Annotated in this window: 11 protein-coding genes; 4 read left to right on the forward strand and 7 right to left on the reverse strand. The window is 58.6% G+C overall.

The features are described 5' to 3' along the window. Window positions 1-131 precede the first annotated feature (131 nt). A complete protein-coding gene (locus tag ETC00_RS05215; protein WP_171564895.1) occupies window positions 132-1,754 on the forward strand; it encodes a PucR family transcriptional regulator in 1,623 nt (540 codons plus the stop codon). Window positions 1,755-1,840: 86 nt separating this feature from the next. Here the strand turns inward: ETC00_RS05215 and ETC00_RS05220 are convergent, their stop codons facing one another. From ETC00_RS05220 to ETC00_RS05250, 7 genes are all read right to left on the reverse strand, one after another. Further along, window positions 1,841-3,454 (reverse strand): ABC-F family ATP-binding cassette domain-containing protein, encoded by a 1,614-nt coding sequence (locus ETC00_RS05220; RefSeq protein ID WP_171564896.1) that lies wholly within the window; start codon window positions 3,452-3,454, stop codon window positions 1,841-1,843. Window positions 3,455-3,840: 386 nt separating this feature from the next. Beyond that, window positions 3,841-4,965, reverse strand: a complete 1,125-nt coding sequence (locus ETC00_RS05225; protein WP_171564897.1) for a sulfate/molybdate ABC transporter ATP-binding protein — start codon at window positions 4,963-4,965, stop codon at window positions 3,841-3,843. After that, complete coding sequence (cysW, locus tag ETC00_RS05230) at window positions 4,965-5,825, reverse strand: sulfate ABC transporter permease subunit CysW (protein ID WP_171564898.1); 861 nt, start codon at window positions 5,823-5,825, stop codon at window positions 4,965-4,967. Before cysW ends, ETC00_RS05225 begins: the two co-directional genes overlap by 1 nt. Window positions 5,826-5,828: 3 nt before the next feature. Next, window positions 5,829-6,674 (reverse strand): sulfate ABC transporter permease subunit CysT, encoded by an 846-nt coding sequence (gene cysT / locus ETC00_RS05235; RefSeq protein WP_171564899.1) that lies wholly within the window; start codon window positions 6,672-6,674, stop codon window positions 5,829-5,831. A 35-nt stretch (window positions 6,675-6,709) separates the two neighbouring features. Beyond that, window positions 6,710-7,759, reverse strand: a complete 1,050-nt coding sequence (locus ETC00_RS05240) for a sulfate ABC transporter substrate-binding protein (protein ID WP_171564900.1) — start codon at window positions 7,757-7,759, stop codon at window positions 6,710-6,712. A 268-nt stretch (window positions 7,760-8,027) separates the two neighbouring features. After that, complete coding sequence (locus tag ETC00_RS05245; RefSeq protein ID WP_171564901.1) at window positions 8,028-8,672, reverse strand: MOSC domain-containing protein; 645 nt, start codon at window positions 8,670-8,672, stop codon at window positions 8,028-8,030. 149 nt (window positions 8,673-8,821) lie between these two features. Then, window positions 8,822-9,361 (reverse strand): dUTP diphosphatase, encoded by a 540-nt coding sequence (locus ETC00_RS05250; RefSeq protein ID WP_171564902.1) that lies wholly within the window; start codon window positions 9,359-9,361, stop codon window positions 8,822-8,824. Window positions 9,362-9,706: 345 nt separating this feature from the next. Here ETC00_RS05250 and ETC00_RS05255 point away from each other — a divergent pair, with 345 nt between their 5' ends. The 3 genes from ETC00_RS05255 to ETC00_RS05265 are packed head-to-tail and all read left to right on the forward strand — an operon-like array spanning window position 9,707 to window position 12,529. After that, entirely contained in the window at window positions 9,707-10,444 is a 738-nt protein-coding gene (locus ETC00_RS05255; protein ID WP_171564903.1) for a hypothetical protein, read from the forward strand. Then, on the forward strand, window positions 10,437-11,528 hold the full coding sequence (locus tag ETC00_RS05260; RefSeq protein WP_171564904.1) for a DUF3419 family protein: 1,092 nt from the start codon (window positions 10,437-10,439) through the stop codon (window positions 11,526-11,528). Before ETC00_RS05255 ends, ETC00_RS05260 begins: the two co-directional genes overlap by 8 nt. After that, on the forward strand, window positions 11,525-12,529 hold the full coding sequence (locus tag ETC00_RS05265) for a hypothetical protein (protein WP_171564905.1): 1,005 nt from the start codon (window positions 11,525-11,527) through the stop codon (window positions 12,527-12,529). Before ETC00_RS05260 ends, ETC00_RS05265 begins: the two co-directional genes overlap by 4 nt. Window positions 12,530-12,533 lie beyond the last annotated feature (4 nt).

Consider the following 12,533-nt stretch of genomic DNA (forward strand, 5'->3'; position numbering starts at 1 on the left):
GCTTGTCGGACTTGTATGCTACTATTATCGAAAGATTCACTCTTTTCCTTTGTCCCGTCAGCCAGAAAGAACCGGCGCTTTTTGTCTGCGGGACCAACGAACGACACATGCAGCGTATGGGGAGGAGTCAGATGATTACTGTGCGTGAATTGATCGAGGTGGCCGGCATGGACACCACTGATGTGTTGGCCGGGGAAGCGTTTCTGGACAAGGAACTGCACGGGGTCACGTCGTTTGATTCACCCGACGGCCATCTCTGGCTGCGACCGGGAGAATTTGTCCTGACGACCGGTTTTCCGTTTGTCGCCCAAGGGCGGGAAACCGCTTCCGGCTTGATCCAGTTGATCGACGCCCTGGCGGAACGGGGAACACCTGGGTTTGCCATCAAGCTGGGCCGGTACATCGACGCGCTCCCGGAAGCGGTGATTGACCGTGCCAATGAAAGGCAGATGCCGGTGCTTTCGTTTCCCATGGAAAAGGGCTGGTCGGATGTGATCGTGCCGGTCACCAGCTACATCAACGCCAAACAACGGCAGGAACTGGACCGGACCCACGCCATCTACGAACGGTTTCACCGCCATCTCACCAGCGGAGGGAGTGTGGAAAATCTGGCCGAACTGCTGTATCACATCCTGGAGCGGCCAATCAGTATCTACCTGCGTACCCCTCGGAAAAAGCTGGACGTACCTGCCTCTGTCACCCACGCACCGCCGCTGGAAAAGCTGCTCGGCCGGACAGGCCCGAATGCATCCGCCCGTGAGCCCCTCACGCGTTACCGGGATCGTCACCTGATTCGCTGGCTTCTGCACAACGGCGAAACACAGGGGGCCATCCTGCTGTGGGAGGTGGAACGTGACCTCCACCCGTGGGAAAAGGTGGCGATAGAACAGACAGCCGCGCTGCTTTCGCTGGAAATCGAGCGGCACCAGACGCTCGCAGCGGCCTGCCAGCGTTTTCGCAACGACTTCCTGCACTTGCTGGTCGGCGGCTGTGACGCTTCGCGCGACCTCCTCTACCGCAAAGCAGAAGAAGCCGGCTGGAGCCTGGCGGACCACTATGCTGCCGCTGTGCTGAGCGATGCCGGCGCTCCCGACATCATGCACACCTGGAGGGAGCGGGTTTCTCTATTGGAGGCGCTGCGGAGCGAGTGGGAACATATCTCCCCGTCCGTACTCTGCGGCCTGGACCGTGAGAACCGGATTCTGCTCCTGTTCCCCGCCGACGCGGGCTCGGCGGAGCCATCCCCAGAGGCCGTGGAGAGCGTTAAGCGCATCGCCCGCCGTCATACGCGCCCGCTCTGTTTGGGCATCGGACGCCTCCATCCCGGTTTGGAGGCCGTCCCGCACAGTTATCGGGAAGCGGTGATCGCGTGCCGGGCCGCCCTGAACGCCGTCTCGAATGCCTCCGCCGACGGCCAATCAGCGCCGTTGGTCGTGCGATGGTTTGCCCGGCTGGGCCTGGAACGGGTGCTGTTTGCAGCGAGCCCCGAACAGGAAGCCAGGCGCCTGGCCGATGAATGTCTGAACAGTCTGAACCGCTACGACCGGGAGCGGAACGGACAGCTCGTTCGCACTTTGCGCGCGTTTTTGGAGGCCGATGGCAATCACGCGGTGGCGGCGGAAAAACTGTTCGTGCACAAAAACACCGTCAAGTACCGGCTGCATCTGATCCGCGAGCTGACCGGCCTGCAGCCGGAATGCGGCCGGGACCAGCTTCTGTTTCGCATCGCGCTGACCGTGCACAGCGCTGGATGAGGAATTCTTTAGCCGGGAGACAGACAAAAAAAGCCCCTGCTCCTCACAAAGGAAGAGCCGGGGGCATAGGGGGAAAACGACCGGCCTTACGCGTAATGTTCTTCGCGCAGCCGCTTGATCTCTTCGCTTTCCAGGTATTCATCGTAGGTCATCAACTTGTCGATGACGCCTTTCGGTGTGATTTCGATAATGCGGTTGGCGATCGTCTGCACGAACTGGTGGTCGTGGGAGACGAACAAAATCGTGCCTTCGAAGTCGATCAGCCCGTTGTTCAGCGCCGTAATCGACTCCAGGTCCAGGTGGTTGGTCGGTTCGTCCAGAATCAGCACGTTGGCGCCGGAGAGCATCATTTTCGCAAGCATGCAGCGCACCTTTTCGCCGCCGGAGAGGACGTTTGCCTTTTTCAGCGATTCGTCGCCGGAGAAGAGCATCCGGCCGAGGTAGCTGCGGATAAATGTCTCGTCCTGTTCTTTGGAATACTGACGCAGCCAATCGACCAGGGTCAGGTCGGTATTGAAATACTCGGAGTTGTCCTTTGGGAAATACGCCCGGGACGTGGTGACTCCCCACTCAAACGTGCCGCTGTCCGGCTCGACTTCGCCCATCAAAATGCGGAACAGCGTGGTTTTGGCCAGCTCGTTGGGGCCGACAAAGGCCACTTTGTCCCCTTTGTTGATCGTCAGCGTCAGGTTTTCGAACAGCTTTTCGCCGTCGACCGTCTTGCTCAAGCCCTCAATCGCCAGCAGGTTCTTGCCCGCTTCCCGATCGGGCTTGAAATTGATAAACGGATAGCGGCGGTTGGACGGTTTGATGTCCTCCAGCGTGATCTTCTCCAGCAGCTTCTTGCGGGAGGTCGCCTGCCTCGACTTGGAGGCGTTGGCGCTGAACCGGGCGATGAACTCCTGCAGTTCCTTGATTTTCTCTTCCTTCTTTTTGTTCTGTTCCTTGGCCATCTTCAGCGCCAGTTGGCTGGATTCGTACCAGAAATCGTAGTTGCCCACGTACAGCTGGATTTTGCCAAAGTCGATGTCGGCGATGTGCGTGCACACCTTGTTCAGGAAGTGACGGTCGTGGGAGACGACGATGACCGTGTTTTCGTAGTCAGCCAGGAAGTTTTCCAGCCAGCGGATCGATTCGATGTCCAGGTGGTTGGTCGGCTCGTCAAGGAGCAGAATGTGCGGGTTGCCGAAAAGCGCCTGGGCGAGCAGCACGCGCACTTTTTCGTTACCGGTGAGATCTTTCATCTTTTTGTCGTGCAGCTCGGCCGGGATGCCCAGCCCGGTGAGCAGTTCAGCGGCGTCAGCTTCGGCCATCCAGCCGTTCAGCTCCTCAAACTCCGCTTCCAGTTGGGACGCGCGCATGCCGTCCTCCTCGCTGAAGTCCGGCTTCATGTAGAGCGCGTTTTTCTCTTCCATGATTTCATAGAGGCGCTTGTGCCCCATGATGACGGTTTTCAGCACCTCGTATTCGTCGAACTCGAAGTGGTTCTGTTTCAGCACGGCGATCCGTTCGCCGGGCGTCACCGAAACGTGTCCGCTGGTCGGCTCGATTTCTCCGGCGAGAATTTTTAAAAACGTGGACTTCCCGGCGCCGTTTGCGCCGATCAGGCCGTAGCAGTTGCCGGGTGTAAACTTGATAGAGACGTCTTCAAACAGGACGCGCTTGCCGTAACGCAGCGTCACGTTATGTGTGCTAATCATCGCAATACCTGCCTTTTTCCAATCGTTCAAACATTTATCTTAGCAGAACCTGTTCTGTTTTGCAAAAAGGCAAGTCGATCGGGCGTCGCGACTTCGCCGGCTGAAACAGCAGACGCAGCGGACAGCGGCACGTTCCCTTCCTACGCTGATAGAACAACGGCATCGCGGGCACACTACCGATACAGCTCATGCCAATCGCGGAAAGGGGTGGAAACAGATGTCCAAGCATAACGGAGTCAAAAACGAACAAGGCGACAAGGAAAATCCGTCGCAAACCCGGTCCTCTACTACGATCGGTAAAGAAGAAACGCGCTCCAAACAGCGCGGGGAATAACGGTCATAAAAAACCGGTCCGCACCGCAGACCGGTTTTTTCATGTTCTTCTCCTAACCGTTTGCCCGCAGAGCCAGCGCGGAGGCAGCCGGCAGCGCCGCCTGGACAAACCGGTTCTCCGGCTCCACGTAGACATACACGTTGCGCAGCGTAATGTACAGGGTGTCGCCCGTCTGGACGTTCAGCTCGGCAAATTGCTGCAGGGTCACTTCCGCTTCCAACGTCTCCTGGGTATCCAGCCGCTTCAGCTCCAGCCTCATGAGCGACCCCAACGCGTAGATGTGCCGCACCTCGGCAGCCAGGCTCTGCGCGTGCTGCGGCGTCCGGCTGAGCTCCACATCGTGCGGACGGACGTAGCCGACGGCTGGAAGTTCCTCGGATTGATTGGACCATTCCGCCGTAAACTCCGCATTCCCCAGGGTCACTTTGCCGCCGCGGATACGCCCCTGAAACAGGTTGACCCTGCCGAGGAAGCCGTAGACGAACGGATTGGCCGGTTGGTGGTATACCTCCTGCGACGAGCCGGTTTGCTCCACCCGCCCTTCGTTCATCACCACCACACTGTCGGCCAGCTCCAGCGCCTCTTCCTGATCGTGTGTAACAAACACGATCGTCAGCTTCAGCTTTTCGTGCAGGCGGCGAAGCCAGCGGCGCAAATCCTGCCGTACTTTGGCGTCCAGCGCCCCAAACGGTTCGTCCAGCAGGAGATACTTCGGCTCGACAGCCAACGCCCTGGCCAGCGCGACCCGCTGCCGCTGTCCGCCGGAAAGCTGGGACGGATAGCGGTGGGCCAATCCCTCAAGCTGAACCAGGCGCAAGAGTTCATGGACCCGTTCGCGTATCTCTTCTTTTGACGGCCGGAACTTGCGCGGGCGGACGGTCAGGCCGAACGCGACGTTGTCAAAAATGGTCATGTGCCGAAACAGCGCGTAATGCTGGAAGACAAACCCGACGCGGCGCTCTCTCACGTCGCGATGCGTGTTGTCCTCCCCGTTGAAGTAAATTTGCCCTCGGTCCGGCGACTCCAGACCGGCAATCAACCTGAGCAGCGTCGTCTTGCCCGAGCCGGACGGCCCCAGCAGCGCGACCAGCTTGCCCTCGGGAATTTCCAGGCTGACGTCTTTGACGGCCGTAAACGACCCGTATGATTTGGTGATGTTGACCACTTTTATGCTCATCAGCTAGCCTCTCCCATCGCATGAAACTGAGGTGCCTCCGCCTGCTCTTGCCGCTCTGTCTTCCATTCGATGACGCTTTTTACCACCAGCGTCACCAGTGCCAGGGCGGCCAGCAGCGTGGCGACGGCAAACGCGGCGACAAAGTTGTACTCGTTGTACAGAATCTCCACATGCAAGGGCAGGGTGTTGGTCTGACCGCGAATGTGGCCGGAGACGACTGACACGGCGCCAAACTCTCCCATCGCCCGGGCGTTACAGAGAATCACACCGTATAACAGCCCCCACTTGACGTTGGGCAGCGTGATGCGGAAAAACGTCTGCCAACCGTTTGCCCCCAGCGACAGCGCAGCCTCCTCCTCGTCCTTCCCCTGCGCCTCCATGACCGGGATCAGCTCACGGGCGACGAATGGAAAGGTGACGAACGTGGTCGCCAACACAATCCCCGGCACGGCGAAGATGATTTTCAGATTGTGCGCCTCCAACCAGGGGCCAAACAACCCCTGACTGCCGAACAGCAGTACGAAAATCAATCCGGAGATGACCGGCGAGACGGCAAATGGCAGGTCGATCAGCGTCAGCAGCACGTTTTTTCCGCGGAAGGAAAACTTGGCGATCGCCCACGCCGCTGCCACCCCGAACACGACGTTGAGCGGGACGCTGATTGCCGCCGTCAGCAGGGTGAGCTTGACAGCGGCGAGCGTATCCGGATCGCGCACCGCTTCGAGAAACACGTCCACCCCCTGGCGGAAGGCCTGGGAAAAGACCGCGATCAAGGGAACGATCAGAAACAATCCCAAAAAGACAAGGGCAGTGCCGATCAACAGCCAGCGCACGACAACAGGTTCCGTCTGTTTGGTCAAAGGTTATCCCTCCGATCGGGCAGCGTTCAGTTTATTCGTCTTCCACTGCAGGTAATTGATCACCAGCAGCATCACAAATGAAGCGACCAACATGACAGAGGCGATGGCCGTTGCCCCCGTGTAGTCGAACTGCTCCAGCTTGGTCATGATCAACAGCGGCACGATCTCGGTCTTCAGCGGCATGTTTCCGGAAATAAACACGACGGAGCCGTATTCACCCAGTGCTCGCGCAAACGCCAGCGCGAATCCCGTAACCACCGCCGGAAGCAGATGAGGCAGTATCACGCGGGTAAACGTCTGCCACCGCGTCGCTCCCAGTGTCGCCGCGGCTTCTTCCACTTGTCTGTCCAAGTCTTGCAGGACCGGCTGGACGGTTCGGACCACGAACGGCAGTCCGATAAATGTCAGTGCCACCAAAATGCCCAGCGGTGTATAGGCGATTTTAATCCCCAAGACGGCAAACCACTGACCGATCCAGCCGGTTTCCGCATAAATGGTGGCCAGCGCGATCCCCGCCACGGCGGTGGGCAGGGCGAACGGCAGGTCGACGATCCCGTCAATCACCCGCTTCCCCGGAAACTGGTACCGTGCCAGCACCCAGGCCACGAGCACGCCAAACACCGCATTCAGGCACGCCGCGAAAAAGGAGGTCAGGAAACTGACCTGAAACGACGCGATCACCCGCCGATTCATCACCGTGTCGACAAACTGGTCCCACGTCATGCTGGAGGTCTTCAGGAACAGGACCGAGAGCGGGATCAGCACCAGCAGGCTCAAGTAAATCACGGTATAGCCCATGGTCAGACCAAATCCGGGCAAGACCCCTCTGGTTCGCTTAGATTTGTTCATGGATGGCACTCCCTACAACAACAAAATCGAGATAATCAAGGTTGGTAAATCTGGTCAAACACGCCTCCGTCCGCAAAATGGGTCTTCTGGGCGTTCTCCCAGCCGCCGAACACTTCGTCGATGGTGAACAGCTCAATGTCGGGAAACTTGTCTTGATTTGCCTTTCTCACTTCTTCGGAACGGGGACGGTAGTAATGCTTGGCGGCCAACTCCTGCCCCTCTTTGCTGTAGAGGAACTGGAGATACGCTTCGGCAACCTCACGCGTGTTGTGTTTGTCGACGTTTTTGTCCACCACCGCGACGGGCGGTTCCGCCAGGATGCTGACAGACGGATTGACGATTTCAAATTTGTCCTTGCCCAGCTCGTTGATCGCCAGGTAGGCTTCGTTTTCCCAGGCGAGCAGCACGTCGCCGATGCCCCGTTCCACAAAGGTGGTGGTGGCGCCGCGCGCGCCGGAGTCGAGCACCGGTACGTTTTTCAACAGGGCGGTGACAAACTCCCTGGCTTTCGTTTCGTCGCTGTTATGTTTCTTCAGCGCATATCCCCAGGCGGCAAGATAATTCCAACGGGCGCCGCCCGATGTTTTGGGATTGGGGGTGATGACAGAGATGCCCGGCTTCACCAGATCGTCCCAATCCTTGATTTGTTTCGGGTTGCCCTTGCGCACCAGGAAGACGATCGTGGATGTGTACGGCGAGCTGTTGTCCGGCAGGCGTTTCTGCCATTCAGCGGGCAGCAGGCCGTATTGGGCGATGGCGTCGATGTCATAGGCCAGAGCCAGCGTCACGACATCCGCCTCCAGACCGTCGATGACGGAGCGGGACTGCTTCCCCGATCCCCCGTGAGACTGCTTGATAGTAACGATCTGTCCCGTTTTCTCGTTCCAATACTTTGCAAAGTGTTCATTGATATCCTGATACAATTCACGGGTCGGGTCGTAGGAGACGTTGAGAAGCTCGACACCCGTACCGGAACCAGTCTGCTCTCCACCCGACGCCCCGCCACAGCCGGCCAGACTGAACGCCAGGACGATTGGCAGCAGTGATTTGTAAAACGGTCGGCGAACATGTTTCGAATGGTCCATGCCTGTTACTCCCCCAGATAAAGTCATAGTAATTTAATCGGAATTATATGTATTGTATTTCCGCTTTTTTCTCCCTGTCAACCCTTTTTTCCCCCATAATCCAGTCGGGCACCAGTGACGTCAATTTACCCTATGCGTCCAGCATGGGCAGCGTTCGTCTCGGCACGCGAAAAAAATACGACACCCTCTGTATGGGTGCCGCAAAGATGCAGACAAGGTCCGCTGCGCTAGGTGATGGGGCCGCGAACAGCCGATGCAGTCTGTCCGTTTACGCTTGTCCTGCCGACAGTCTCGATTCAAATGCCGCGCGCCAACTGTCAGACAGTTCCTTTACCGCCAGTATCCGCTCGATGGCGGCGCGGTTGCCCTTGTCGTGATACCTGATCCGGTTGACAAAGGCGACGCTTACCTCTGCATGCTGCCGCTCAAGCAGGCGAAACGGCATGTCCGTCCCGATCAGGCCCGGCTGCAGCACGCGGAAGTAAAAGCCGCTGAATCCGGTCTGCTGCACGAGATCTACCAGATCGGTCCGTCCGTACCTGACGTTTAGTTTGAAACAGGGACGGCGCGGCTGGCTCACCTGCACCACCGCCTCCCCCAATTGAAAGATGTCCCCGATGCAGACCGCTTCTTCTGTCAGCCCGCGAACCGTGATGTTTTCCCCGAATGCAGCGGGAATCAAGGGCTGTTTCAGCACGTTTTCCCAATGCGGATAATGATCGGCGCTGTAGACACAGAGGGCCTTGTCGGGGCCGCCGTGGTAGCGCAGGTCAGCCTGCCCGTCACCCTCCAACTGCGTCCAGTCCAGATAGACGGGACCATTTACCGGCTGTTTGAATATGCCGGTGCTCAGCTCCTTGCCCTGATAGGTGACAGACTGCGGCTTTCCTGCATTGACGGATACCACTTCCACAAAGACCACCTCCCTTCCATTTTCTGCTCATTGTACCACAGAGGCCATCCCTCTGAGTGTAAAATTCGAATCCAATAAAAACACCCTTGACCCTGTCATGACAGACAGGCGGTCAAGGGTGTTACTGCTTGGGAATCGGTCCGGAAGACTTACTGGACACCGCTGCTGCCAAACCCGCCAGCGCCGCGCTCCGTCTCATCAAGCTCGTCCACGACTTCAAACTGTGCCAATGGGACGAGGGCCAGCACGCCCTGGGCGATGCGGTCGCCTTTGCGGATCAGATAGGTGTGGCTGTCTACTTCCCGGTCAACTTTCACCGTTTTTTCACTGACGTCCAGGCAGGTATCGCCGATTTCGCCGGACGGCATGCGGGTGTTGTCCATCAGCACGCACACTTCCCCCCGGTATCCGGCGTCTACGGTACCAGGTGCATTGCTGATGCGCAGTTTTGTCTTGGCGCTGATGCCGGAACGAGGCCGCACCTGCAGTTCGTAACCATCCGGCAGGGCAAAGGCAAGCCCTGTGGGGATCTTTGCCGTCTGCCCAGGCGGTATCAAGACATCCTCCACTGCCACCAGGTCGAAGCCGGCGTCAAACGCCCGTGCATAGCGGGGAATGACGGCGTCTTGGTGCAGCAGTTTGATTTTCACCGGTGCAACCAGCCGTTGATTGATTGCGATTGTGCTCATAACATGTCTCTCCTTGTACATGGATACGTGATTTACCTACCATTACAGATCGCTGCATGCAAAGCCGCTCGATGTGGTACAAAAGATCGCTTTAGAAGTCGATCTGCATCACTCCCGCACCTTGGCGGCACACAGGTATGTAATCCGGTTCCGCTCGCGCACCATCCAGAGAAAAAACGGACTGGCGAGATGTCGTAAACCATTTTCATAGTGTACAGGATGCCGCTATCCCTCGCAAGCAAGCGGATCATATTTTCGGACACTTTTCCAGTGTGCTTGTCAGCAAAGCGTCAGAAGAATTACAATCAAATGGTGAGTTGAGAATAATCTGGAAGGAGTGGGGTCGTGATCCAGTTTTCCAACCGTCTGCTCACCTCCCTGTCCGCCGCTGACAGACAGATGTTGGTGGAGACGGCCAACCGCGCTTTTCCCCACTGCGACCAAACCGCCTACCTGGCGGAGCGCTTTCCCCTGTATGACGCAGTGCTGATGGCCCATGACGAAACCGGACTGGCCTCTTTTCAATTGATACAGCGGTTTCAGACAGACCACGGCCGGTTTGTCTACCTGGGCCCCTTGTTCTCCCTGCGGAAGGCCTATCTGCCGATGCTGCTTCATTTCTTCCGCAGCGCAATGGACACCTGGCCGGACGAGCCGCTTCACTTCATGGCCGAACTGCAGAATCCCGCCCTGCTGCTCGTCTGCAAAACCCTGTTTCAGCGGTCGTACCCGCTGCTTCACACCCGCGAAATTCCCCCGACCGTTCGGCAAACGGCACAGGCATTCGTCGAACGGATTGGGCATATCGACGGGTTTAGGCCGGACAACCTCACTTCGCGCAGCAGCCATACCCTGTACCGCCCGGCGGTTGGCTTCGATGCAGTAATGAGCTGGCTGCACGCCAGGGGCGTACGGATGGACCAAGGAGACAGCCAGATCCTGCTGCTCATCTGCCCCGCCGATGCTTCATCCCGCTCCCGGCTCATGCAGGAGTTGGAACGCGGCCGGCTGATGCTCGCGCACTGGGAGCGGTTTCGTCCGGTGATGCTACGAAAATTTAAGGAGGGCGCTGCCCGTGACTGACCTGTATTTTGCACAGATTCGCGAAGACAGCATGGTGGAACGAACGCTTGCGGACCGGTACCGTCCGAAAACGGTCGCCGTCATCGGGTCCGGGGGGTGTACGGCGTTTTCCCTGCTGCGCGACGATGTGCAGACGATTTACGCGATCGATTTCAACCCCGCTCAGGCCGCGCTGATTGAATTGAAAAAAGCGGCCATCGGGACCATGAGCCGCGAGGAATACCTGGCGTTCGCGGGAGAGACGGACGGAGCAAGAGAGTCGGACGGATCGGATCGGCAGGAAACGTACCGCCGCCTGGCGCCGCTGCTTCCCGATTACGCCCGCACTTTTTGGGACAGTCATCCGCACCTGCTGGCGCTCGGCGTGAACCAGTGCGGCGCGACGGAGCGTTTCTACCGGTTCATCAGCCAAAATATTCGCTTCAACCTCTACGGCGACGAGGTCTGGCAGGAACTGCTTTCCTGCCGCACCTTGGACGAGCAGGCCGCCTTTCGCGAGCGCTACCTGAACACAGACGCCTGGCACACAGCCGTGCGTCTTTTGCTGAGCAAAACCACCCACCTGCAGTTCTTCCCTGCCCACATGTTTGCCCAGGCCAGGGAACAGGACTTTGGCGCATTTTTTGAGGCGATGTTCAATAGAGAGCTGGAGCGACGGTTGATTGGCCACAACTATTTTTTCACCCAGCTCATGTTTGGAACGTACCTGCTCGACAGACCGGAAGGAGCTCCCCACTACCTGAGCGAGGAAGGCTATGCCTCGGCGAAGCGCAACCTTTACAAACTGCGGGTGCTGCCGCTCTCCCTGCAGCAGGCACTGCCACAAATGCAGGGCATCGACGCCTTTTTCCTCTCCAATGTTTTCGACTGGTCGGACGAAGCACAGCGTGCGGCGATTTGCGCCGCCGTGCTTGAAGCCAAAAGCAGGGAAGCGGTCCTGCTGTACCGCAACATGCTGTCCGCTCCTCCCCTTCCAGAGGCATTTTACGAGCAGCTGGCAGTGGACGAAGCGTGTTCCCGTGAGATGACCGACCTCGATCGGTCGATGATGTACCAGCGCATTACCGTGGGTGTGCTGAAATGAACTACTCGACATCCCCATTGACGAGGGAGCACAACGACGCACTGCTGGCCCTGGCCCATGCAACGGATACGGGCAGCGACCTGTTTGTCGTAGATCGCTCGCCTGATTTTTTCCGGCTGGGCGAAAGCTGGGGGGAATCGCGATACACGGGGCTGTGGCGCGGCAGCCGTCTGATCGGCTGCTTCGGGGTGACGAAGCAGGTCCGCTTTCTGAACGGCCAGGCAGAGCCCGTATTCTACCTGCACGATGTCAGGATTCATCCTGATTTTACCGGCACGCGCGCCTTTCAGCGGCTGGCGGGTCATGCTACGGAGAGTCTGGGCCAAGTGTGCCGCTGGGTGTTTGCCGTCGTCCTGGACAGCAACCGGCACCGCTCGCCGCTGACACGGGCAAACAGCTTGTTCCCGGAAGCGGTCCCCATCGGCCGCATCGTCCACCTTGGCGTGCCGCTGTTCTGGCCGATGGACGGAGACTGGCGTCGTGTAACTCCGATTGACGGCGAGGAAGCGTGGTCCTGTTACGAGCGCTGGTCAGCGGACACTGCGTTTGCGTACGCCGACCGCGACCGTTTTTTGCGCCGGGATGGCTGGTTTTTGGGCCTGCATGATGGCGGCAAACTGCGCGCCGTCTGCAAAGTCATCGACCAATCATCGGAGCGCCGACTGGTCGTCACCCGTATGCTCCCCCTTCCACTGCGCCTGATCCATGGTGCCTGTCGGTGGCGCGGGATCGCAGCCCTGCCTGGTCCCGGAGCGCCGTTTCTGCACGCCTACCTCGCCTATTACGCCAGCGCGGACGGAGAAGACAGGCGACGGACGTTTTTCGCCTATCTGGCCCGCTTTCACCGGCAGGCGTACCCTTATGTCTTTACCGGCGTCTCCCCGCAGCTGGCGGAGAGGTATCGACACCCGTTGTTTATCAAGCTGCGCTCCACCGCCTACGCTTACGGAGATGTCCCGTCCGGCCTGGCGCTGGGCGCCTATGAACTCACCTTGCTGTAGGAGG

It is taken from the genome of Brevibacillus sp. MCWH, from assembly GCF_013096935.1.
Lineage (GTDB): Bacteria > Bacillota > Bacilli > Brevibacillales > Brevibacillaceae > Brevibacillus > Brevibacillus aydinogluensis.